26 protein-coding genes are annotated in these 23,712 nt (G+C 51.4%); 8 read left to right on the plus strand and 18 right to left on the minus strand.

Going from position 1 to position 23,712, the window contains the following annotated elements; genetic code table 11:
- The first annotated feature begins 62 nt into the window (after positions 1-62).
- The 3 genes from JI741_RS04040 (at position 63) to JI741_RS04050 (ending at position 4,549) form a co-directional block, all read left to right on the plus strand.
- Entirely contained in the window at positions 63-1,169 is a 1,107-nt protein-coding gene (locus JI741_RS04040; RefSeq protein ID WP_202007622.1) for a FecR domain-containing protein, read from the plus strand.
- A 407-nt stretch (positions 1,170-1,576) separates the two neighbouring features.
- Positions 1,577-2,752 (plus strand): acyltransferase family protein, encoded by a 1,176-nt coding sequence (locus JI741_RS04045; RefSeq protein ID WP_202007624.1) that lies wholly within the window; start codon positions 1,577-1,579, stop codon positions 2,750-2,752.
- 318 nt (positions 2,753-3,070) lie between these two features.
- Positions 3,071-4,549, plus strand: coding sequence for an O-antigen ligase family protein (locus tag JI741_RS04050; RefSeq protein ID WP_202007626.1), 1,479 nt, complete (start codon positions 3,071-3,073; stop codon positions 4,547-4,549).
- Positions 4,550-4,592: 43 nt separating this feature from the next.
- Here JI741_RS04050 and JI741_RS04055 read toward each other — a convergent pair whose 3' ends face one another.
- The 9 genes from JI741_RS04055 to JI741_RS04095 form a co-directional block, all read right to left on the minus strand.
- Positions 4,593-5,735, minus strand: coding sequence for a Gfo/Idh/MocA family protein (locus tag JI741_RS04055; RefSeq protein ID WP_202007628.1), 1,143 nt, complete (start codon positions 5,733-5,735; stop codon positions 4,593-4,595).
- Positions 5,736-5,921: 186 nt separating this feature from the next.
- Positions 5,922-6,245 carry a DUF3817 domain-containing protein gene (locus tag JI741_RS04060; RefSeq protein ID WP_202007630.1) on the minus strand — a complete coding sequence of 108 codons (324 nt, stop codon included), beginning with the start codon at positions 6,243-6,245 and terminating at the stop codon, positions 5,922-5,924.
- 6 nt (positions 6,246-6,251) lie between these two features.
- Positions 6,252-6,716: a hypothetical protein gene (locus JI741_RS04065; RefSeq protein WP_202007632.1), complete on the minus strand. Its 465-nt coding sequence runs from the start codon at positions 6,714-6,716 to the stop codon at positions 6,252-6,254.
- A 66-nt stretch (positions 6,717-6,782) separates the two neighbouring features.
- Complete coding sequence (locus JI741_RS04070) at positions 6,783-7,697, minus strand: helix-turn-helix domain-containing protein (RefSeq protein ID WP_202007634.1); 915 nt, start codon at positions 7,695-7,697, stop codon at positions 6,783-6,785.
- A gap of 24 nt (positions 7,698-7,721) precedes the next feature.
- Positions 7,722-8,588, minus strand: a complete 867-nt coding sequence (locus JI741_RS04075) for an NAD(P)-dependent oxidoreductase (RefSeq protein WP_202007636.1) — start codon at positions 8,586-8,588, stop codon at positions 7,722-7,724.
- 130 nt (positions 8,589-8,718) lie between these two features.
- The gene (locus tag JI741_RS04080; RefSeq protein WP_236675860.1) at positions 8,719-8,979 is read right to left on the minus strand and encodes a hypothetical protein; all 261 of its coding nucleotides are present in this window, start codon (positions 8,977-8,979) and stop codon (positions 8,719-8,721) included.
- A gap of 81 nt (positions 8,980-9,060) precedes the next feature.
- Positions 9,061-9,492 (minus strand): VOC family protein, encoded by a 432-nt coding sequence (locus JI741_RS04085; RefSeq protein ID WP_202007638.1) that lies wholly within the window; start codon positions 9,490-9,492, stop codon positions 9,061-9,063.
- A 225-nt stretch (positions 9,493-9,717) separates the two neighbouring features.
- Complete coding sequence (locus JI741_RS04090) at positions 9,718-10,101, minus strand: DUF3037 domain-containing protein (RefSeq protein WP_202007640.1); 384 nt, start codon at positions 10,099-10,101, stop codon at positions 9,718-9,720.
- A complete protein-coding gene (locus JI741_RS04095; RefSeq protein WP_202008109.1) occupies positions 10,079-10,876 on the minus strand; it encodes a HipA family kinase in 798 nt (265 codons plus the stop codon). The genes JI741_RS04090 and JI741_RS04095 overlap by 23 nt, the downstream gene beginning before the upstream one ends.
- Positions 10,877-11,156: 280 nt before the next feature.
- Between JI741_RS04095 and JI741_RS04100 the strand changes: the two genes are divergently transcribed.
- Complete coding sequence (locus tag JI741_RS04100; protein WP_202007642.1) at positions 11,157-11,384, plus strand: hypothetical protein; 228 nt, start codon at positions 11,157-11,159, stop codon at positions 11,382-11,384.
- A gap of 4 nt (positions 11,385-11,388) precedes the next feature.
- Here the strand turns inward: JI741_RS04100 and JI741_RS04105 are convergent, their stop codons facing one another.
- On the minus strand, positions 11,389-12,744 hold the full coding sequence (locus JI741_RS04105) for an FAD-binding protein (protein ID WP_202008110.1): 1,356 nt from the start codon (positions 12,742-12,744) through the stop codon (positions 11,389-11,391).
- A gap of 217 nt (positions 12,745-12,961) precedes the next feature.
- On the opposite strand from JI741_RS04105, the gene JI741_RS04110 reads away from it, so the two are divergent.
- Positions 12,962-13,582, plus strand: coding sequence for a 3-keto-disaccharide hydrolase (locus JI741_RS04110; RefSeq protein ID WP_202007644.1), 621 nt, complete (start codon positions 12,962-12,964; stop codon positions 13,580-13,582).
- A 15-nt stretch (positions 13,583-13,597) separates the two neighbouring features.
- On the opposite strand, the gene JI741_RS04115 is transcribed toward JI741_RS04110, so the two are convergent.
- Entirely contained in the window at positions 13,598-14,647 is a 1,050-nt protein-coding gene (locus JI741_RS04115) for an arginyl-tRNA--protein arginylyltransferase (protein WP_202007646.1), read from the minus strand.
- A gap of 271 nt (positions 14,648-14,918) precedes the next feature.
- On the opposite strand from JI741_RS04115, the gene JI741_RS04120 reads away from it, so the two are divergent.
- On the plus strand, positions 14,919-15,797 hold the full coding sequence (locus JI741_RS04120) for a hypothetical protein (protein WP_202007648.1): 879 nt from the start codon (positions 14,919-14,921) through the stop codon (positions 15,795-15,797).
- 50 nt (positions 15,798-15,847) lie between these two features.
- On the opposite strand, the gene JI741_RS04125 is transcribed toward JI741_RS04120, so the two are convergent.
- The 4 genes from JI741_RS04125 to JI741_RS04140 form a co-directional block, all read right to left on the minus strand.
- A complete protein-coding gene (locus tag JI741_RS04125; protein WP_236675861.1) occupies positions 15,848-16,768 on the minus strand; it encodes an alpha/beta hydrolase in 921 nt (306 codons plus the stop codon).
- Positions 16,769-16,857: 89 nt separating this feature from the next.
- Positions 16,858-17,274 carry a response regulator gene (locus tag JI741_RS04130; RefSeq protein WP_202007650.1) on the minus strand — a complete coding sequence of 139 codons (417 nt, stop codon included), beginning with the start codon at positions 17,272-17,274 and terminating at the stop codon, positions 16,858-16,860.
- A gap of 234 nt (positions 17,275-17,508) precedes the next feature.
- Complete coding sequence (locus JI741_RS04135) at positions 17,509-17,700, minus strand: hypothetical protein (protein ID WP_202007652.1); 192 nt, start codon at positions 17,698-17,700, stop codon at positions 17,509-17,511.
- A 149-nt stretch (positions 17,701-17,849) separates the two neighbouring features.
- Positions 17,850-19,061, minus strand: a complete 1,212-nt coding sequence (locus JI741_RS04140; RefSeq protein ID WP_202007654.1) for a hypothetical protein — start codon at positions 19,059-19,061, stop codon at positions 17,850-17,852.
- Between the two features lie 180 nt (positions 19,062-19,241).
- On the opposite strand from JI741_RS04140, the gene JI741_RS04145 reads away from it, so the two are divergent.
- Entirely contained in the window at positions 19,242-19,556 is a 315-nt protein-coding gene (locus tag JI741_RS04145; protein ID WP_202007656.1) for an antibiotic biosynthesis monooxygenase, read from the plus strand.
- Between the two features lie 40 nt (positions 19,557-19,596).
- Here the strand turns inward: JI741_RS04145 and JI741_RS04150 are convergent, their stop codons facing one another.
- Together JI741_RS04150 and JI741_RS04155 are read right to left on the minus strand one after the other, a co-directional pair.
- Positions 19,597-20,748 (minus strand): TraB/GumN family protein, encoded by a 1,152-nt coding sequence (locus JI741_RS04150; RefSeq protein WP_202007658.1) that lies wholly within the window; start codon positions 20,746-20,748, stop codon positions 19,597-19,599.
- Between the two features lie 109 nt (positions 20,749-20,857).
- Positions 20,858-21,613, minus strand: a complete 756-nt coding sequence (locus tag JI741_RS04155; RefSeq protein ID WP_202007660.1) for a metallophosphoesterase — start codon at positions 21,611-21,613, stop codon at positions 20,858-20,860.
- Positions 21,614-21,749: 136 nt separating this feature from the next.
- On the opposite strand from JI741_RS04155, the gene JI741_RS04160 reads away from it, so the two are divergent.
- Entirely contained in the window at positions 21,750-22,589 is an 840-nt protein-coding gene (locus JI741_RS04160; RefSeq protein WP_202007662.1) for a Rossmann-fold NAD(P)-binding domain-containing protein, read from the plus strand.
- A 60-nt stretch (positions 22,590-22,649) separates the two neighbouring features.
- Here the strand turns inward: JI741_RS04160 and JI741_RS04165 are convergent, their stop codons facing one another.
- Complete coding sequence (locus JI741_RS04165) at positions 22,650-23,633, minus strand: GlxA family transcriptional regulator (RefSeq protein WP_202007664.1); 984 nt, start codon at positions 23,631-23,633, stop codon at positions 22,650-22,652.
- Positions 23,634-23,712: the final 79 nt, after the last annotated feature.

Here is a 23,712-nt window from a genome sequence, read left to right on the forward strand (position 1 = left end):
TACCCCCACCTTTGGGGGTAACCCCTCCTTAATGTGCTATTGATCAGAAGGGTTGAATCACCATGAACACGGACCTTAACTTAACGTTGGAAAAAATATCCGCCTATCTGTCGGGGCAACTCACCGCGGCGGAACGCGAAACGTTCGAAACATGGCTGAACGCCTCTGACGAAAACCGCCAGCTTTTTCACGACACCAAGATTATCTGGGAGGCGTCTAACATCCGGCACACCGTGCGCCACGCCGACACCGAAGCAGAGCTGACGAAGTTTATGCAACGTATTCGCGAGACCGACGCAGCACGCGACAGCAAAATCGTTCACCTCTTTAAAGAACGTCCCTGGATTTGGAAGGTCGCGGCCACCCTGCTCTTCACGGTGCTGGCTTCTTACGTGCTTTTCTTTCACGGCTCCACAACCGAATTTGACTTGTCGAGTGGCAATCGCGTGATGATGGTCTATCTGCCCGACAGCACCAAAGTATGGCTCAACACCAACAGTCGCATTTCATACACAAAAGATTTCCATGGACCGCTGCGGTGGGTATACCTGGAAGGGGAAGCCTATTTTCAGGTGACGCCCAACCCAAACCGACCGTTTGAAGTAATCACCAAAAACACCCTGACGCGCGTGCTGGGCACTTCCTTCAATGTGAACGTAGAAGATACGCTCACCACCCTGTCGGTGGCGGAGGGGAAAGTGCTTTTCGGAAACGTAGAAAATCCCAAAGGCGGCCTGGTGTTGACAAAGAAAGAGTCGGCGTCCTACAGCTCAACGTCTCACATGCTGGAACGGTCGTCCACCCCGGCCCTGCACATCGGTGCCTGGCGGGAGAAAAACAATCCAGACTATGAACAGGAAGCACGTGGCATCGCCACCTATCTCAGCCATCGCCACACTTGGAAGAAAAACCCCATCCACCAATCGGTGATTGAGGGTGAGCTCAAAAACACGGCGGCCATTGTGACCTATAAAAACATCGTGCTCCGGGTCTCATATGCCAAAGCCGGCGGCGCCGAAAGAACCACGCACCTCACCATTTCAGAACCGGTACACCCGGGCGAAACGATTGACTATAAACGACGCCTGCTCGACATCTTCACCGAAACAGCCTACGTGAACATCACGATAGAGTCGGCGGAAGTTGTGCTGGACGATCGCACTCCATAAGCACAACCTGATTACGCCATGGCTATACGCCACGGGGACATGTAACAGAGCATCCCAAGCCTGCATCGGGAGCCGTGCGTCAACATCACTTGACCACGTTGTCATTCACGATCTGTCCTCCATTGCCCCGTGAGGAAAAGCAAAACGTAACATTTTGTTAAAATGCCCTACAACTGCCTCTTGCACGGTGAGCCGTAAGAGATGTTTCTGACGTAGATTATCGTTTGCACCCGCCCTGAATGGCTCTTCCCTGTTTTCCGTATTCGTGCATCCTTCTGTGTGCACGTCGCGTTGAACGTGAGGCTCCGCCGGCCCTTTTTTGGATTTTGCGTTGAAATAGGCTGGTCAATGGGGCAAAATCACGGGCGAAGCTTTATTTTTAAGCTGTAAAAACTACCCTCACCGCAATGTTTGAAATTTTGAACAGGCTTCCCGATCGGTTGAAACGGATCACTACCGGCACCGAGCTTATCCGGGAAATTGACGGCCTTCGTTTCATTGCCATCTTCACGGTCCTCATCCAGCACCTTCACGAGCGTTTTGTTCGCAACACGGTTATCCAGTTTGCCACCCCCGTAGAAGACAACGTGCTTGCTTTTGTGGCCACCCGCGGTTTTGTTGGGGTTTATGTTTTTTTCATCATCAGCGGTTTCATCCTCTGCCTGCCCTTTGCCGCCAAACGTATGGCCGGGGCCACCGAGATGAAACTGAAAAACTATTATGTGCGTCGCCTCACCCGCCTCGAACCTCCCTACATCATCTGGATGTCGATCATGTTTGTCGCGTTCATCTTTTTCAAGCACCAGAGCTTTACCGAGTATTTGCCCCACTATTTTGCCAACCTCACCTATACCCACGGTCTCATCTACCAGGGCTGGTCGCTCATCAACCCGGCCACGTGGACGCTGGAAGTGGAAGTGCAATTCTATGTGCTGGCGCCGTTCATGGCCTGGGGATTTTTCTCCATCAAAAACAAAGTCGTGCGCCGTGCGACCATGGTGGCATTCATCTTCGTGTTCATGGTGGTGCAGCAATATTTTGAATTCTTCCGCCTGCCGTGGTACCTGACCGTGCTGGGATATCTTCACTATTTTCTCACCGGCTTCATCATTACCGACATTTATTTGTGCGACTGGAAAGTGCGCCCCCGGCGAAACACGATCTACGACTTTGTGGCCCTTGCCGCGCTGGTGATTGTGATCATGATCTGGGACTGGGAGTTTAACTTTGTGGACCGCCTTGCCGAAGCAGTACTGTTCTTTGTGTTCTTCTATGCCGTGTTCCGCGGAAATTACGCCAACCGCTTTGTGACCAACCGCTGGATCATGTCCATTGGAGGCATGTGCTACACCATCTATCTTTTGCACTTGCCCCTGGCCGAGTTCCTGATGATTCTCACACGGAAACTGCAAATCACCAACTACTATGAAGTGAACATCCTGGTGCAGGCGCTCATCTTCCTGCCGCTGGTGTTTGTGGTGAGTGTGATCAGCTTCCTGCTGTTCGAAAAACCATTCATGAACAAGGACTGGCCCAAAGTGGTGCTGGACCTTTTTAAATCAAAAACCCGGAGCACTTTATAAAAGCTTTCCGGCATTGAGTCGCCAGCCAAATCCTGATAAAAGCAGCTGAACCAGGTTGGTCGGGCAAGCCGCCGCGTGGTTTTCGGGAATGAAGGCCGTTGATTAAGTGCGGGGCAAATCGTTATCTTTGAAGGCTGCATACCAGCCGGTCCTTTGGAGGACCGAACACAAACTCTCCGCAACCACCGGGAGCCCGACACGCGAAACGCACATGAACGACGAGAACAAAATCGGCTTTGATAAAATACACAAGGTTGTCCTCATTGTGGTGGGTGCTGCCACGTCGTTGTTTTTCTTCTATAAAATTCTGTTCGGCTAATGTCAACCCGGTTCTATACGCTCAAGGATTCCTGGATCGTGCCATGCCTGCTGATCCTGGCCAACGTGGGGTTGCTGTTTCTCACCAATCTTTTTGGTATTGTCATCAACGTGCTAGTGATTGGCATCATTGGTTTCATCTCCATTTTCTACTTCTCTTATAAATATCCGCGCTACAACATATTCTTTCTGCTGGGCGCTGCTTTTCTCATACCGTTTTTTATCAAAGCCTTTGGGCTTTTTGGCATTCCGGTGGGTGAAGCCATTCAGGGACTTTGTTTTGTGATTCTGCTCACCCTCACGTTGAACGGGCGCATCGGGGGCATAAAAACTCTTCCGGGCATTCTGTTGTGCATTTGGGTGTTCTACCTGTTCCTCGAACTGCTCAACCCCAGTGCCACGTCGCGTGTTGCCGGGGCGTTGGCACTGCGGGGCTACATCCCGCTCATCTCGGCATTCTTCATCGTCTATGGCTCAACCGAAACCAAAAGCGATGTGCATCTATTTTATATCGCCTGGTTCAGCCTTGGCCTGATCTGCGGCATGTATGGACTGTATCAGGAGTTTGCCGGCCTGCCGGGGTTTGACTATGCGTGGGCCAGCAGCGACGAAAACCTGTACGGCGCATTGTTCACCTGGGGTCGTCTTCGAAAATTCTCATTCTTCTTTTCACCTTCCGAGTTCGGCATGGTGATGGCCATCACGGGCGTGGCGGCGTTTATCATCTTCTTCTACGAGACAAAGCTGCGGCTGCGCATTTTGTCGGCCGTGACGTGTGTGGTTTGTTTGTGGTCCATGCTCTACACCGGATCGCGCACAGCTATGGTGATGTTGCCGTTGGGCATGGCGATCTTTGCCGGCATCACATTGAACCGGAAAGTCATCATCGTGGTGATGTGTTTTATGCTTGCAGGCACGGCCGTCATGTTTGGCCCTTCGTCGGGCGCCGTCTATGTGATGAGTACGGCCTTCTCGGGCACCGACGATCCCTCCATGAACGTGCGTCTGCGAAACCAACAAACCATACGCGCCTACATTCGCGCCAACCCGATCGGCTTTGGTTTAGGTAGCACAGGATATCTGGGGATGAAATATTCCCCGCACACCTTCATCGGTTCTTTCCCGCCGGATTCGGAGTATGTAAAAATCGGAATTGAAACGGGCTGGGTTGGGTTGCTCTTGTGGTGCACGCTCACCGCCATTCTGTTTGGCTATGGCGTGTCGGTCTATTTCAAAACACGCGACCCCGTGTGGCGTTCGGTGGTGGTGATTGCACTCACCGTATTTTTCATGATGATTGTGGGCCTTTATCCGCAGGAAGTGTTCTTCATTTCACAGGTGCTTTCGTTCCTCTACACAGCCATGCTTGGACTGCTGGCAAAAATCAACGGACGTGTGACTGCTCAGGAACCTAAGCCAAAAGACTCTTTTGACGAGACCTCTGAAATTGACGACGTCGTCTTGCATGACGCATCCTGATGCCCCGATTCGCCCCATCACTGTTCTGCTTGCCCTTGCTGTTTTATTTCTGAAGCGTTAGTCGCTGCGCCTGTTGTTGTGCTTTCAGCGCCAGCTCGGTAGCGAGAAAACAATGCGCTTGCGACATAGCCGTTTCTGTGCGATGCAATATATCCTGCACCAATTGTTCGCCATAAGGCAACGGCTCTGCACTGCAGTCGATGTAGCGTGTTTCTTTTTGATCGACCAGGAAGAGGTGATTGCCACCGGCTCTGCCGCCGATATCAACATTCTTGCGCAGCTCAATGAAACCATCGGTGCCCAGAATGGTGAGGCGGCCATCGCCCCAGGTGTTGAGACCGTCGGGTGTGAACCAGTCCACACGGATATAGCCCGAGCCCTTGTTGCCACGCAACGTCACATCACCAAAATCTTCGAAGTCCGGATATTGTGGATAGTGCACATTGCCCACCTGCGACGCCACCACGCTGGCTTGGGTTGAGCCCGTGAAGAACAGGAACTGATCGAATTGATGCGAACCGATATCACACAGAATTCCGCCGTAACGGTTCTTGTCAAAAAACCATTCGGGCCGCGACTTAAGGTTGATGCGATGCGGACCCAGCCCGATAGTTTGAACAACTTGTCCGATGGCACCGGCTTTCACCAACTCTCCGGCTTTGATGGTGGCCCGGTTTTCGAGGCGCTCGCTATACATGATGGAATAGATCCGCTTTGTTTCTTGTTGCACCTTTCGCACATCTGCCAGTTGCTGCAGGGTTGTGATGCCCGGTTTGTCTACCATAAAATCTTTTCCATGCTGCATCACCGCGATGCCCAACAGTGCACGATCGGAGGGAATGGAAGCGCTCACCACAAGCTGTATGGACTTATCTTCCAGAATTTCCTTCTCGGAACGCGCCGCTTTTGCCTGCGGATATTTCTTGGCAAACGCCTCACCCAAATCCTGCTCTTTGGCATAGAATGACACCAACTCCCCGCCACCACGCATCACGGCCTCCACCTGGCTGTAGATGTGACCATGGTTGAGCCCGATCACCGAAAAGCGGATAGCGCCCGCAGCTTTTGCGATAGTTCCTTTTGTATTCATTTCCGAAGGTCGCGACAAAGTTGTTGCGGGCAGCGCCGCTAATCCTGCTGCCGTTGTCAGGGTATGTTGAAGGAATTTACGTCTGTTCGATTTCATAGGCACATGGGGTGTTTACTACGATAATAGAACATTCGCAGAAAATAATCAACGGAAATATAGACGAGTGATAGGCGAGGCACTGCGATTAACTTAGTGCACAACCACCATTAGCATAGGTAAGCTACTTTCTCTCGAAGAGTTCTTTCGAAAGAAGACTGTATTGTTACTGTCGATGAACAGCGATTAATTCGGGCTTGATTTCCCCTCGAACTTTTTCAGGATTGTGCGATCAATGTAAAACGTTCCAAAGGGAATGAAACTTGCCACCAGCACTTTCCATGTGGTGGTCATGAATTTCCATTTATACTCCACAGCCACACCAATCGCCAGAAACACAAAGAGAATGAACAACACACCATGCACGGGACCAATGGCTTTCACCACGGTTGGATTGCCCATGCTATACTTCAACGGCACGCCGATGAATACCAATAGCACCAGCGAAATGCCTTCCAGAAAAGCGACCAACCGAAGTCGTCCAAGAGATGAATTGAAATAGTGTTTCATAGTGTGTTAGAAAGGTCGGATAAAAGGTCGATGTGCCCACGGTGAAAAGGGCCATGGAATGGCCAGCAATATAACGACGAGGGCCACGGAAAACCAAACCAGCATGGTCCTGAATTTTTCGATATCGTTTGTTCTTCGTTTCGCCAACGCAGACCCTACGGTGATCAGCACCACGGCACAAAACATGGCGCCAATGTGCACGATGGTGAAAAAGATACCATCGGCCTGCACCTGCGCATGTTTCCACGCGGCGAACTGCGCCTTCATGAACGGGCTGGTGAAATACAAATAAAATCCAGCCATCAATTGAAGATGCGCGATGGTGGCTGTCCAGTGCCGCGCGGCATTGTCGCGGGGGCTGAAGGGTTGTTGTTTTGCATAGCCCCATGCGGCGCGGACGATGGCGTAGACCAAACTGACTAACACCAGCCAGCGAAAGCATGAGTGAAAGAGAATGACAAATGAATACATACGCGATACGAATGACGTAAAGGAAAAAAAGAAGGGAATGCCAGGTTAGGATCACCGCCGCCTTTTTCAGGACTTTTCAATCCGCTTGCGAAAAGCAACCGGTGTTAGCCCTTCGTGTTTTTTGAACAGTCGTGTGAAATAAGAAGGATCCAGAAACCCGACGTCTTCTGCAATGGCCGCGATGGAGAGGTCGCTTTGGTGCAACAATACTTTCGCCTCAAGCACAATGGCCTCGTCTATCCATTTGGTGGGCGATTTGCCGGTGACGGCCTTCACCGCTTTGTTGAGGTGGTTGGGACTGATGTTAAGGAAAGCAGCGTAGTCACTCACGCGATGATGGGTGCGAAGGTTTTTGAACAAGAGTTCTTTAAACCGGTTGGTCAGCTGCGCAGCTTGCGTTTGAGTAGCCCTGGCAACGGTGGTGTGGGCTTCTTTCAATTCACAGAGCAACGCGATAAAATTCGATTGAATAATATCGCGGTGGGTGAGTCCGTGTTGTTTGTACTCCTGCAAAATTCTTCTGAACAACTGCTCTACGTGTTTCGCAGACGCGGGTTGAAGTGTGATGCAGGGATTCGCCCATGGTTTCAGAAATTCAAAATCCTTCAGCAACGCGTTCTTGCCAAACTTTCCGATCACACTGTCGTCGTGAAAATTGCAGAGATAACCTTTGTTGATGTCGCGGTGGCGGAACGAAAACACCTGGCCTGCCGGCACCACAAAACATTGTCCTTTAAAAATCTTGTGGGTGTCGCTGCCGATGCTCATGATGGCCTCGCCGGAAGTGAGGTAGATCAGCGAATGCGACGTGGCGCGCACCGGTGGAACGGGCAGCTTGATCACGCGCAGCATCTCCTCCACAAGCACGATAAAAAACTTATCAAAGCCCGACTTCATCATGCTGTCAAGAGAAGCCTCTTGTTGCATGAAGTTGTCGCGAAACGACCCGGTGCTGTACGTTTTTATTTTGGGCTTTGTCACAGCGATCTATCAAACGGGGTGCATTCAATCATTTTTTGTGCGCAAAAATTTCACGATGGCCATCACATCTTCTTCGCCGAGGCCGGCCTTCACGGCATCCTGATAGCTACTATGCACGGGCGCGAACATGGGCGACTGCAGGTGTGCGTCCTTCATAAGGCGGAGATCTTTGGCCATGAGCTTGAGCGCGAACGCCGGTGGAAATGCCTGGCTCAGGATGGACGGTGTTTTGCCTTTCACGGCTGCGCTTGCAAAAGCGCCCTCGTTCATGATGGTGAGCATGTCGTCGGCCTTCACACCGTTTGCTTCGGCAAACAACACGGCCTCGGCCACGCCCTGCAACACGAGGGCCACATAGTAGTTCATGGCCAGCTTCGCATAGCTTCCTGCGCCGGACTCGCCAAGGTGAAGCGACAATTTGCCAATGACATCGAACAAAGGTTTGGCCGTTTCGTAGGCGTCGCGCGGGCCGGCGGCGAGAATGATGAGCGTGCCGTCTTGTGCGGGCTTCACGCTGCCCGAAACGGGTGCTTCCAAAAAACGCATGCCTTTGCTCTGACATAGCGCCGCCAAATAGCGAGAGGTGTCTGGCGACACGGTGCTCATGTCGATGATCAGTTTTCCAGAATGGCCGTGCGTGAGCAATCCGCCCTGGCCTTCGAACACGCTTTTCACCGCCGCGTCGTCAGACACCATGGTGAACACCACGTCGCATTGCGTCATCAGTTGCTCCATGCTTTCGGCGGTTCGGGCACCGGCGTCGACCACTTCGGCGTCTTTGCCGGCGGTGCGATTATAGACTTCTACCGCATAACCCGCCTTCAACAAATTTTTGACGATGGGCGTACCCATCTTGCCCAGCCCAATCCAACCTAGTTTGAGTGTATTCATGCGTCCTTGTTTTCAGTGTCGAAGGTAAACACTGTCGTGGAAACTATTGCCATGCGTGGCGGGAGAGACCTTATAAAAAAATTGAATGCCGGCAAAAAAAACAGCATCCCGCCGCCGTGGGAAAGAAAACTTATTGATAGAGACTGAAGATGGAATCGGCTGGCTTGTTTTCCATGGGCAACACTTCTGCATGAAATCCAAAAGCACCCAGTAGGGCAATGATCTCGTGGCATTGCACGGTGCCACCAAAAGATTTGACACGCAGAATTTTGTCGCAGTCTTCCAGGTCGAACGTGACGCGGTACTCCACAAACGTTTCATGAATGCGGTCAATGAGCATGTTTGCCACGCTGCGGTCGTGAACATTGGTCTTGAAAACTTCGATCATCATTTACGAGTCCGTTTGAATGATTATAGAGTTCAATGAAAATGACGGCAAGCACACAAAGGATATGACTTGCCGTCGGGTTCTTTATTTGTTTTGGTTTGTGTCGTGATTAATCATCCACGACACGCCAAACTTGTCGATCACCATGCCGAAGTAGGCTCCCCAGAACATATTCTCCAGGGGCATGGTCACATTTCCGCCAGCCGAAAGTCCGTTGAACAGTTTGTCTGCTTCCGCCTTGCTGTCGGGGCTGAGGCAGAGGTGAAGGTTGTTGCCTGTGTGCACGGTCTGTCCCATCGACTCCAGTGCATCCGTCGCCATCAGTATGTTGCCATTACCAATAGGTAACGCCACGTGCATGATTTTGTTCTGATCTTCGGGCTTCATCTTTGCGCCGTCGGGCGTGTCCTTGAAACGCTGCACCATCAGGAACTCCCCGCCAAAAACGGACTTGTAAAAATTGAACGCTTCTTCGGTGTTGCCTGGAAAATTGAGATACGGATTTAACGTTACCATAGTTTTATATTTTTAGGTGGGTTATAATTTCTCTTTCACTGATGACTATCAACACCACAAAGGTATGCCTGCTGGCAAAACTCCAGGGTGTTGAACGCGGCAAATAACGGGGTGAATTGCGACACTTTTGAAAACGGTGTGCCGACTTATAGAAGTGGTATTCGAAAATGATATTTCTTTTGTGAAAATGCAAGCCGCCCGGAATGCCGCTGCACAAAATACTGGCTACAACACCAATTGTCGATACAGCCGCGCCAGCATTTCCTCCGCGTCGTCGCAGAGGCCGGGATGAACTTTCGACGTTTGTAAAATGGTGCTGCGCGTGGCCGTGAGCCAGCGGAAACGCTCGGCCATAGAAAGCCTGCCGATGGTTCCGGCATCGTCACCTCCACGACAGATGCGCTCGAATGAATGGATGTGGTGTTTCAGTTCTTCGAAGTCGAGATCACAACACAAGGCGCCCAGCCGTTCTTCATCGAGCAGACAGCGTGCTTCCAAAAACTTTTGTTTGGCGCAAAACAAAATCACACCCACGTTGAGAAACTCTTCGCGCTCAACTTTGGGCACCACCCGGATGACGGCGTATTCAAATAAGAGCTGCTCTTGCATATTGCGCTTCCTTTACAAAAAAATCGGCATTGGCTACGCGGTTCACTAAAAACTGCGTGTAGGCATTCCGGTGTTCAAGTGTTGTGGCAAACGGCGACCCTTCGGTGGTCAGCCATTCTTCGGGTATTAGTGACACAATGTTTTGAATCCTTTCTTTGGTCAGCAGCGGCACAAACGTTTCGCTCACTTTGTCGAGGGCTTTGGCCTGGAGCAGTAGCACGTGGTTCTTCACCAGGGGGAAAGGTTTTTGCGGGTCGCTCCAATCGTTCCAGCTGTGGTGAAAATAGAGTGCAGCACCGTGATCGATGAGCCACAGCTCTTTGTGCCACCACAGCATGTTGGTGTTGCGCGCGGTGCGGTCCACATTCATCAGCAAACAATCAAGCCACACAATTTGTGACGCCAGCGGGTCGTCTATTCGTGTGGCGAGTGGATCGAACGTGATGGACCCCGACAGATAATGCAGTGCAAGATTCAATCCCACACTGGCTTTCAGCAAGTCTTGTATTTCTTCGTCGCCCTCAATGCGTCCGAAGGCGACGTCGAGGTTAGCGAAAACAATTTCGGGAACACGCAGCCCCAGGAGCCGTGCTATTTCGCCACCGATGAGTTCGGCAATGAGCGCCTTCGTGCCCTGGCCGGCGCCGCGAAACTTGAGCACATACAGAAACTGATCGTCGGCTTCGGCAATAGCCGGCAGCGATCCGCCTTCGCGCAGTGGCGTCACATAGCGGGTCACGTTGACGGTCCGAAGCTGGAGTTCTTCATCCTTCATAAGCGGCAAGTGCCTGGCAGGGTTAACGCTGGAGCCCGGCAAATTTCCTAAAAGTACATCGAAAAGCATTACACTTCATTCGGCCATACACCCAACGTTCGAAAAAAATCTGGACCGGCCCGGATCATCACGCGGTCATCCAACCCTGCGGTCCATACGCTTCCTATTGTCCCGATCATATTTTCTATTGTATCGTTCATGTTTATTGGGATGACGAGGTGCTGTCATCCACAAATCCATCCACGGCTTTTGTACCTTCCCATCATAACACCTGAAGCTTATGACCGCACCTGCTTTTATATCCATCTTCAAAACGTCGCTGCAAAGCGAAGCCGATAAGCTATCCATTGAACCTCACCTGGGCAGGATTGAGGGCGTGCGGCGTTGGAGTGTGGACCTGAGTGATGCCGACAAGGTGTTGCGCGTGGTTTCTGAAAAAGATGTTTGCCACGACATCATGGTGGTGAGCCGTGCGCTAGGATATTTCTGCGACATTCTTCGCGACTAGTCCGCTATGCCTGTGGTGCGATGGAAAGGTTTGATTTCAAAAAATCGTTCACAAATTTCTGTTCCGGATCGTATTGTTTCATCAGCTGCCTGAAATCGTCGAGGCGTTCGATGCGCGACTGAAGCACGGCGGGTGTTAGCGTGAACAGTTTTCCCCAGTGTGGTCTTGGATTGAAGGGTGCCAGTTGCTCTTCGATGAGGGGGAGCAACGCCATCACACCATCCCGGTTCTGCTTCCATGTGGTGTGTAAGGCCACGCAAGGTTTCTTATAGCAGGGACTCATCCAGAAGTTGTCGGCATCGATGGTGCGTATTTCGGAGATGAAGATGTGCGGCGCTATTTTTTCATGCAGTGTTTCCATGGCCATCATGGCGGCATAGCCGTGTTCGAGGGGCACAAAAAATTCTGACTGCAATTCCTTGCCTGCGCTGGGTGTGAATCCCATTTTAAAATGCGGCAAACGTTCGAACCACGGACCGGGTACCCCCATCTGCTCGGTGCAATTGCCGGCGGGCTGATCTTCGATGGGATGCATATTTTGTGTAGCGGCTTTGGCTCCAAAAAATTCCGGCGCTATCGTCACAGGTTGCCCGGCCGTGACGCGGCTTTTTATCCAGACTTCATTCACATTCTTATTTTTCCAGTCGGTGAACAAACTCACGCTGTAGCCGCTGGACATGATGGCTTCAAAATTCTTTTCCAGCGCAGCCATGGGCAGATTCCGATACACAACCTGCTGAACATCGAAGGTGGGTTGCAACGCCAGGGTCATTTTTGTCACGATGCCCAGCGCGCCGAGGCCTACCACTGCGCCCTGAAACCGATCGCCGTCTTGTGCCGACAAATTCACCACCTCTCCTGCGCCGTTCACAAATTCGAGGGCCACGACTTGTGTAGACAGGTTGCCGTTCTTCACACCCGAGCCGTGCGTGGCAGTGGCACACGATCCGGCCACCGAAATGTGCGGCAGCGACGCCAGGTTGTGAAGGGCAAAGCCGTTGTCGTGCAGATGCTGGCAAAGTTCTCCATACTTGATGCCCGCTTCCACCGTCACCGTTTGGCCAGCCTTGTCCAGCGACACAATCCGGTTGAGGTTGCTGGTGGAGATTTGCGCGGCATTGCTGTCGGCAATGGTGTTGAACGAATGGCGCGAGCCCAGGCCGCGAACTTTCGCACACTGTTTCACCGCCTCCTGCACGGCCTCGACCGTGGCCGGATAAAAAACATTGCTGGTGCTATACTCCAGGTTTCCCGACCAGTTCGACAAAGGTTTGCCGTCGGGCGTGCAACCCGCCAGGCGCGACAGAGCCGTGCCCGCCACGAGGGCCGTAGAGGTTTTCAGAAACGATCGTTTGTCCATGAGGGTGTTGTTGAGGTGTGAACGCAGCAAGGGTTATGGAACCCCGTAGACAAAGATGCAAAAAACGTCGCGCTATTTCCGTGCAGGCTGGCGTAATTCTGTCCGCCTAAATTTATCCATAGTCCATCGCCAGAAACCGCTTATATAGGAATGCCTCGCGGGTGTTCATTTTTTGGTATCTTTCCTTATTAACATTACCAACACAAACCTTCCGCTCATGAAAACTGCACACGCTTCTTTTCTTTTATTACTGCTCTTGTGCGTATGCACCGCCGCACAAGACAAACCTGCCAAAACCGGCGAATGGATCAGCCTCTTCGACGGCAAAACCTTCAACGGCTGGAAGGCCAATGAAAACAAAGGCACATTCACCATTGCCGACGGCATGATTGTGGTTCATGGCGACCGCGCGCATTTGTTTTACGAAGGCGCTGTCATGAATCATAACTTCAAGAATTTCGAATTCAAAGTAAGTGTCATGACCACCCCCGGATCCAACTCGGGCATTTTCATACACACCGCCTATCAGGAAGAAGGCTGGCCTTCGAAGGGCTACGAAATCCAGGTGAACCAAACGCACACCGACTGGCGCAAAACGGGAAGCCTATACGCCATCCAGGATGTGAAAGAAGCGACGGCAAAAGACAATGAATGGTACACCGAAAGCGTGACAGTGCAAGGAAAGAAAATCACCATCAAGGTAAACGACAAGGTGATCAACGAATATACCGAAGGCGAAAACGGAAAATTGTCGAGCGGCACCTTTGCCCTACAGGGTCACGATCCAAAAAGCAAGGTATTCTTCAAAGATGTGATGGTGAAACCCCTGCCCGACTAGTTCGCTTTCACAAACTCAAGGCGCCATAAACTTCAGCAACACGTCTTCCATTTCTTTGAGCGACGGCGTGGCAAAAACTTCCTGCTCCACCATCAGCAGGTGTTTGGAATAATAGTCAGGATTCTCCGTAATTTCTTTCGGGGTGAAGGCCGGCGAGCAAACAATCATGTGATATTGCTCGTCGGCCACGTCGTAGACCACAAACGGCGCCATGATGTTGGCGTGCGGGTTGGTGTATTGCAACATCACCGGATAGTCGAACAACTCAAAGTCTTTCAACTCGGGAATGAGGTTGGCATCAAAATACTCATACTTCAACACCTTGCAATCGGGGTAGCCCTCGCCCAGGCGGTCGCGCAGTTCTTGCAGCTTGTCGCACATGATTCGGAACGGAATGTGCGCGGGCGAAAATTCACGAATCGATAGCCACTGCTGTGAGGCAAACTCCAAATACTGGAGCGAGCGCTTGCCGATAGTAAGCTTGTAGTCGAAATAGGAATAGCCCGGCACAAAATAGCCGGGATAAAAAAACTCGAAGCCCCGGTTTCTGCAAAAATCCATTTTCAGGTAGATGAGAAATTTGCCAAGGCTGTATTTTTTATACAACGGATCATAGACCGATGTGATGCCCATGCCGCTGGTAGCCCCCACGTCGAAGAAGCCAACGGCGATGAGCTTGTCGCCATCGCGCACCGTCACTTCGTAGGTGTGATAGATATTTTGCGCGATGCTTTTTCCGAACAAAAGCTGGTGGAGCGATGCCGACGGTTCGAAGGCCAGGGGTTGCCGGTAGCGTACATACAAATCTTCCTGCTCCAGCGTGAGCGAGGCCGGGCCGATGTGCACCTGAAACTGTTTGTTTTGCCTGGCCAGTTTTGCCTGCGTGCTGTCGCGCGATGCTTCGTCGAGTCTCACCCGCAGCCACAGGGCGCTGTACATTTGCTGGTGAAAATGGAGGAAGTTTGTCGTGAAAATGCCCTGCCCCATCCTGAACCAGCCCCGCTCAAGGTACGCATCGAGTTCGTGAGGTTCTAGGTGTTCAGGAAAATGAACCTGTGCGTGCATAGGCGTAGGGTGAGCGCAAAAAGTGAGTATACATGTCGGGAAACCCTTCAATCGTCCAAATATAATTCTCCGGGCTTGATTTTCGTGTGCCTCGCCGACACACATTTCGCGTCCCTGTCTTTTCTGAACACGGCAACCCCCGACTGTTTACCTTCTGAAGCACGCCGGAACAGGTTGGTGTTTGGTTGCAGGATTTACCGTAAAATATATAGCTTAAGGTTTTAAACCCTGCCCACTCGGGGGCGTCTAAGAAAAAACAAATGATCGACACATGAAACTGAAAACCATTCTTGTTCTTCTATACACCGCTGCTGCGCCGCTTTCGCTCTGGGCGCAAACGGGTGCCCAGGATTCAACGGGCCTTCCAGGCGACAATTTCAGCCTCGAAGGCGCGCTCGAAATGTTCAAAAAAGCCGGCTCGCCCGAAGAGTTTGAGCGCCTCATCAACACCGAAAACAACGCCGTGAACAACCTCGACCTGAACGGTGACGGCGAAACCGACTACATCAAAGTGATCGACAAAAAAGAAGGCGATGCCCATGCCTTCATCCTGCAAGACGCCGTGTCGGAATCTGAAAGCCAGGATGTGGCCGTGATTGAAGTGGAGAAGAAAGGCAACGACAACGCCGTGCTGCAAATCGTGGGCGATGAAGACATCTATGGCGAGCAAATCATTGTAGAGCCCAAACCCGCAGAAGCCGCCCAACCTGCTCCTGCACAAGCAACGCCCGCACCCGCCAGCAACGTAACGGTGAATGTGTGGGCCTGGCCTGCCGTGCGCTATGTGTATGGACCATCGTATGTGGTGTGGGCTTCGCCGTGGGCCTGGCGGGCGCGTCCCGTGTGGTGGCGCCCCTGGCATCCGGTGCGTTGGCATGTGTTCTACGGCTACCGCGCGGTCTATCGCCCTCACTATGTTGTGGTGCCCCACCACCGGGTGGTCTATGCGCACCGTGTGTACCGGCCCGTGCGCACCACGTCGGTGATTGTTCACAACCGTCATCAGGCGTCTGTGAATCACTACCGTGCCACGCGCACAACGCGCACCGTAACCGGTCCACGCGGTGGGCACGTAAAAACTACGCGCACCACAGTGCACGGCAAGCGTGGTGGTCGCACCAGAACTACACGGGTGCGTACCCGAAACTAAAAACGTTTTTCAGAAAGCAAGCGGAGCCGAATGACAAAGGTCGCTCCGTGTTATTTGAACTGCGCGTCAAGAAATGCGAAAAGCTTGGCGCGCACTTCTTCTGCGTCAAACATCTCTCCATAGTGCGGGGCGCCTTTCACATAGGTCAGCTCGCTCTTCACACCGGCCACGTCCAGATACGACTTCAGCAGATAGGATTGCACGGGCGGCACGTCCTGATCTTTCTCGCCATGCACAATAAAAAACGGCGGGTCGTTCTTATCAACATAGGTGACGGGGCTGGCCTGCTTGCTGATGTCGGGGCGATTCAGGGGCGATGCACCCAACAGCAGACCAACAGGGGTTTTGTCGGGCGTTGTGCTTACCACGTTAACGTCGGCAGCGCCATAGAACAGGAGGAAGTCGCTGGGTCCGTAAAAATCGAGAACCGCTTTGATAACGAAGGAAGGTTTCTTGCCTCCAGCATAAAACTCAGGAATGGTGCTGTTGCGCGACAACGCCAGCAACGACGCCAGGTGGCCGCCGGCCGAAAATCCCATCAACACAAATTTGGACTTATCGAGCTTGTATTTGCCGGCGTTGGCATGAAGGTATTCCACGGCCTGGTTGCAGTCCTGAATCTGTGCCGGAAAGGCGGCCGTGGTGCTGTGGCGATAGTCGATGGAGGCCAAGGCATAGCCTTTGTCGAGCATGGTTTTGATGGTGGTTTTCATATAGCCCATGTCGGCATACTTGTCGTTGAGCATCCAGGCGCCACCGTGCACCCAGATGACCAGCGGTGTGTTGGCCGTGGCTTTTGCGGGAAGATAAATATCAAGTTGATGTTTCTTCAACGTGTCGCCAGCATAGGCAATATTCTGGTGCATGATTGTGCCGGCGGGGAAGATGGCTTTGATGCGCTCGGGCTGCGCCACCACACACAAGCTGGCAAAGACAAACAGGAGGCTGACGCCCATCGAAACAGTTTTCATAGGGATTTTTTTAGCTATTGAAAGCTAACCAAAACACTGGTGAAAAAAGGCAAGGGACGGACTTTTTGTGATGAGAGGACGAGAATCCCTCAGAGCAATTTGTAGGTGTGGGTGGAGCGGAGGTTTCGCAGAATAGATTCGATGTCCTCGCGCAGCTTGGCATAGTGCGTGGCTTTGCAGAGGTAGTCGGAGGCTCCCAACTCAAAGCAGTCTTTCACCTCCTGTTCGGCATTGGCTGTGGAATACATCACCACGGGCAGGGCCTTGAGGGTGTGGTCGCGACGAATTTCAGATAGACATTCCTTGCCGTTGATGAGCGGCATGTTGATGTCCAGAAAAACGATGTCGGGCAGCACGTTGGCTTCGCGCAGCATTCTTAGCGCCTGCAGTCCATCGGAGGCAAAAAGTACAACGATAGACCGGTCAATGTCGCGCAGAATCTCCTGAAAGAGCTCGATGTCGTCTGCATCGTCATCGGCATACAACACACAAATCGCTTTGTCCATCTTTGTCACAGCAACATGGGCGCTTGGTTCGAAGAAAGCTCATGTCGCCCGAAAATAATGGAATTAGAAAATGAAATACAAGCGGTCGCCCATCCCAAGCCTGCATAATTTTCGCAAAGTCACACCGTAATCGATGCTTATGCCTTCTGGAGTGTTAACACGACTGTTGTTTCAACACATCAGGAGCACAACATACCCCTGCTATCCGGGGGTGATGCTCACGCAAAGGTCGCATCACTTCTCCTTTTGCTTGCGATGCCGTTCCTGCTGGGCAGCCGATTCGTTGCCCTCGCGCACCTTCTGCGGTGTGCCGGTTTCCTTACGCGACGTGTCGTAGGACGTGAATTTGCGATCGTTGCCTTTGTCGCCTTTTGTAGACGGTGTTTTCACATCGTGATCGTTCGGGTTTACGGGTTTTGTTTTCATACGGAGAACCCGCTACAAATTCGTGCCATGGCGGCGAAGGCATCGCTGGCATTTGTTGGCTGTTTCTATTCAGGTGCTGGGGATAATGGGTGGTACGGTTGTGTAAGAATTGCCTCAGCCAAGGCGTAGGACAAGTCTTGATCGGATATTTAAAACCCAGTAAAATTTGATTGGTATTCACCTTTAGCCAATTGCTCATTAAAGGCATCCCCCAATTCATGAATGATCTTAATTTGCTCTTCGGCCAACGGGCCAAAACTTTCCTCGGGCATAAGAACCACAATCTTATCCTCCGGTCTTAACCAAAGGCTGAATTTGTGATTCTTGTAGTGAATGATCATCATATTGCTGCTGTATTGTCCACCTGGATGAATGGCTTCTTTGGTTAACCCAAGTTGTTGCAAAATGAAATCAGCAAAGACTTGTTGCATTTCATTGTTTACAGGCGTGAGTTGGTAGACCACGTTCTTATCGGCGTACCTACCTTGCCAGAAGGGCAGAACATCATACTGTCTTACCTGCAATCTGTAATGATTGTCTTTGTCCATTACCCATTCGAAGTAGGTCTTGAACCATTCGCGGTTATCGTAGTTCAACTCAATAGACCGTGTGAGCGTGCGGTCATAAGGAACGAGGTATTCGCTTTTTGTAGCGTAGTCATCATAGACAATCATGCCGTATATATAAGCAGGACCCTCTACGGTTTTGCCGCCCATAAAAACAAGATTTTTTTTATCGGGCGAAACGGCGACCACTCCTCCTGCCGACATAAAATAATAGTCGTCAACAACTCTTTTTTGATTTTGCAGTGTTGTCATCTTCAGGTCGGGTATGTGAAGCAACAATTGTTTATTGATCAGCAGGTAGTCTCCTCCCTTCAGTGTATCTACTCTTTTTAAGTCAGAGTCCATATACACGGGAATGGGCACCCCAGGCTGTCCGTCCTGTTCGTCCAGGAATTGAAAGCCGGCAAAATCGCTATCCTGCGTATGCAAAGTTTTCACAACGGCCTCACCATTCTCTTCATTGATCATGAAGAGGCTCTGACTTCCGGCAATGAGTGTTGGCTTTGGAGCGCCTTCCAGAACATAGACCCGCCACAAATGCGAATAGCCCGTGTTTCCCTGAAGTTCATTCGGATATTCAACGATCTTGTCCTTATGCCATACCGAATACCGGATGGTGCTTTGCTTGACTATTCCGTAGTTCGCATTAAACGTCTGGCCCGACACGGTCTCTGCTTTGACGGTGAAAGGACCATAGTTCAAAATGGTTTCAATTTTACGCTTACTTCTGAAGGCAAATGAAGTTAAAAGAACGACCAATAAAACAAGCGCGGAGAGGATGAGAAGGATTTTCATTTGCGATGTGTCGCACGTCATTTCAACGCGCGCTTCATTAACGGAGGAAGTGGCGTTCGGGTTTTACCGTACTGTATCCCAATTTCAGGGAGACAGCCGTATCGTTGCGTTAAATAACCATGCTCCTCAACGCGCAAAAGATTTATACGTTCAGAGTCATAAACCCCAAATCCCAGCGCTATGATAACCCGAATCTGGCACGGCCGAACCCGCACATCGGATGCCGAAAAGTATCTTGATTTCCTACTGACTGCAGGCACACGCGAATATCTGGACACCTCCGGCAACCTGTCGGTGCGCGTCTGGAAAAAGCTTGACCCAGACTGCTGCCACTTCTGGACCGTGACCGAGTGGACCGACGTGGCCGCCATCAAAGCGTTTGCCGGAGAAGACTATGAACGGGCCAAGTATTATCCTGAAGACGATGGTGTGCTATTGGAGTTTGAGGAAAAGGTGGAACACTATGAATCGTTTCGGGTGTCGCAGCCGTCGTAGAAGGATTTTATATTGGGATACTATGCAGGCAACGTCGATACTAGTCTCCCGTGAATGTGTTTGAGAATTTTCTGACAAATGATGTGTTTTTAAAGGCAAGGGTATAGTCCGGCACTTGTGTCAGCAGTTTAGTGCTCCCGTCATTTCGGATCAGGACATGACAGTCCGCACAAAACATTTCCGGATAACGCGCCGATAAATCTGAAACGGCTTTCGAGCCCTGAAACTTGCCGTTGGGTTTTCTTGCTGTGATATTGATGAAAACGACTTTCCCATGAAAGGGTGAAAGCGCGTCGTGCTGAAGTCGGTAGGACGATGATCCCTGGCCTGTGTGCTTGCCGCCAACGATGTAAAGAAACTTCGTGATGCCATCGTTGTGTAGACTCAGAAGTTTTTGATATATGATGGCATCGCGATAGCCATAGTGTGTGTCTTTATAGTTGAACGTATATTGGGAGATCAGATCTTGCATCATTGTTTTCACCATCCCGACGTTTGGTCCAAAGATGGTCTTGTATTGATCCGGGTGAACGGCCACATCAGCCAGCACTGCTTCGGCCGCTTTCCGGCATTTGTCTTTATCGTAGTAATAAAAGACATTGAGCGCATCAAACTTGTTTCGGTGTGATGACTTCTCTTCGAAAATCTCCCGAAACGAACGTAGCCCCGATGGAAGCGCCGTTGTTTCCTGCTCCTTCAGCAAAACATTTATAGCAAGAACCACCGATTCCTGTTTTATTTCAATGTCGGCACTCCTGAGTTTTATTTTTTGATCGTCGGAAAGCTGTTCATTCCATTGCGCCAATTCTTTGAGAAACTGTTGATGTTCGATTCCCCAATAAAAAGTATGTCTCACAATCTCCCGTAGCAACACGGTGTCCTGTGTGTCCAGATATCGATTAACCAAAAACGCCGTACTGGTGCCTCCTTCAATAGCAAGAACCCGCGTGCCATTAAGCTTATGAAGATGCTGAAGGAATTTGAGCGTGGCCCGAGGCATGTCGATTCGATTGTGGACGTCTTCGCCGATAATCACCACATTATTATTCCCGACATCAAAGATTGCCAGGCCCGATGAAGACTCATTGTAGCCGACATTCAAAACGGCAATTGGGGCAACGGCCTGACCGAACACAAAGAAGCTGTTCAGGCAAGCGATAAAAAGGATTGCATGTGCCGTAATTTTCGTCATAGGAAAGAGAGGTTACGTGGATAACGTAAATTCTGTAATCCTTAGTATGAGTACTTAAAATCTAAAAAGAATACGCTGGTCCTTCGGGCATCGTCGGGGAACAACACCATCACAAATCAATGCACCGATCAAATCCAAACCCCACATGCTCTCCATATTTCAGATAACCCAATTGATTACTTGTTAACGTCGAGTCACCAATCTTAAAATCGGGAACGCCCTGGTGATGGTGGCCGTATATCCAATACTGGGCTTTGCTGGCTTCAATCAGATCGAATAGCTCCACGGCGAACGCTTCGTTCAGGGCGCTGGCGCGAAACTTTTCGGGATAGTTCATGAGGGTGGGTACGTGGTGGGTGATGACCACTGTTTTTTGTGCGGGTTGTTTGAGGGCCTCCGTCAAAAATGTTTTGCTGGCATCGTGCAGTCTGTTGAATGACGCGGGCAGGAAATTTTTTCCGTGGTCCTGAATCACGAGAAAGTCGGACATGGCCTGGTGCACGAGGTGTTCGTTTTCCGGGGAGATGTGCGACCAGAGTGTGGTGCAGATCAGTTTCACGTCTTTGTGTTGCACCACGGTGTCGTTCACCAGGGTCACGTTGCTGCGGATGGCTTCGCGCACGGGGCCGGTGCGGTCTTTGCAGTCGGCGTGATAGTATTCGTGATTGCCGGGAATCCAGTAGGTGTGTTCAAAATGATCGGCCACAAAGTCGAAGAAGGGTTGTTCTTTCTTCAGGCGTGAGAAGGGCATGATGTCACCGGCCAGCAACAGGATTTCGCCTTTGGGTATGAGCGGATTGTTTTTCAGAAAATTGTTATTCTCTGAGAACTCCAGGTGCAGGTCGGAACAGTATTGAATGGTCATGAAAACAAATGTAGTTCACCCCGCTACAATCCGGGTGTTTGCAACGATAAGATTTAAATAAAAACAGGACGTGTCGGTTTTGTTCAATTTTCGGGTGTTCGCAGCGGCCACCTTTGAAGAAAAAAACATAAACGCCATGAACAAAAAAATGCCATTGATCCTGGGCGGTACCGGCAAAACCGGAAGCCGTATTTTGAAACGCCTTCGCGACCGCGGCATCGCCGCACAAACCGGCTCACGCACCGCCACCCCGCCGTTCGATTGGGAAGACCGCACCACGTGGTCGCTGTGTCTGCAAAACGCCAACAAGGTCTACATCGCTTTTCAACCCGACCTCGCCGTGCCTGGCGCCGTGGAAACCATTCAGGCTTTTGCCAACACCGCCGCCACCTTGGGCGTTGAACACCTGGTGTTACTGTCGGGCCGCGGTGAACCGGAAGCACAACAGTGTGAAGACGCAGTGAAAGCGTCGGGGGTGGCGTGGACCATTCTTCGGGCCAGCTGGTTTTGTCAAAACTTCAGCGAAGGTTATCTCGCCGATTCTATTCGTGAAGGGTTTCTCGCGCTGCCCGCGGGCGCCGTTGGCGAACCCTTTGTGGATGCCGACGACATTGCCGATGTGGCCATGGCCGCACTGACAGAAAAAGGTCATCTCGGAAAACTCTATGAACTCACCGGCCCACGTCTCATCTCCTTCGCGCAAGCGGTAGACGAAATTGCGCAGGCCACCGGCATACCTATTCGCTATGAACAAGTTTCGCAGCAGGATTTTGCCACCGCGCTCGCCGAACAACAGGTGCCCCGGGAATATATTAGCCTTCTCTCCTATCTATTCAACGAAGTGCTCGATGGCCGCAATGCATCACTCGCCCACGGCGTGGAGCAGGCGTTGAACAGAAAGCCAACCGACTTTCGTGTCTACATCGAAAAGGTAATGAAGAATCACCCGTGGCACGATCGCGTGAACGAGGTGTGAGATTGATTCAGAACTTGATAGCAAGCAGCGGCACGCCGATATCGGGTGTCGCTGCCACGGCTAGGCTACCATTTCCAGCTTGTTGAATTTGTTCCGGTATTCCACCGGGGTGAGGCCCGTTATTTTTTTGAACACGGTGCGGAAGGCCTTGGTGTCGGTGTAGCCCACGTCATAGATCACCTCGTTGATGTTCTTGCGGCTGGTTTCGAAGTCGCGCTTGGCGGCTTCGATCTTGATGCGCTGCACGTATTCCATCACGGTGTTGCCCGTGGCTTTTTTGAAACGCCGTTCGAAGCTGCGGCGGCCAAAGGCAAATTTGTCAGACAGTTCGTCTACGGTGAGTTTGTCGTGGTAGTTGCCTTCAATAAATTGTTGCACTTGTTTGATGGGCTCGTCCTGATGCGTTTTCTGTCCTTCGAAAATAATGAAGGGCGACTGACTCATGCGGTCGATGTCGATGGCATAGCCTTTGGAGGCCAGCACGGCAATGTCGCGGCCTGCATATTTTTCGATGAGGTAGAGCAGGAGGTTCAGGTAGGAATATGCGCCGCCGCTGGTGTAGATGCCGTCGGCTTCGGTGATGATCTTGTTGTCCATCAGGTTCACGTTGGGATACATGTCGCGAAACGCCGCGGCCATCTTCCAGTGCGTGGTGCACGGCTTGCCGTTGAGCAACCCTGTTGACGCGAGAAAGAACGCAGCGATGCACAGACTGGCCACTTCGGCACCCTGTTGGTATTGCTTTTGTATCCAGGGCACAAACTCCGCGTTACGTGCGGCCGCTTCTTTCTGATCGCCGTGCAAAGAAGGGATTATGATGAGGTCGGTTTTCTTCACCTCGTCGATCAACACATCGGGTGTGATAATAAAAAGACCGTTGCGTTGGCTGGTTCCTTTTTCGAGGCCCACCAGTTGCACGGTGAACATGGGCGCACGTCCCATTTCTCCCAAAAAAGAATTCACCTCCGAAAGAATCTGGTGGCTGCCTTCGATGTTGACGAGGCTGGTGTGGCCGCGGGGAACGAGAATGGATATGTGCTTCATGTTTGTAAAGATAAACGAATGCGAACGCACAAAGATTATGACTGTCGTAATTTGCCTTTTAATTGACGGAATCGCCCCC

The organism is Chryseolinea lacunae (assembly GCF_016735595.1).
Classification (GTDB): domain Bacteria; phylum Bacteroidota; class Bacteroidia; order Cytophagales; family Cyclobacteriaceae; genus Chryseolinea; species Chryseolinea lacunae.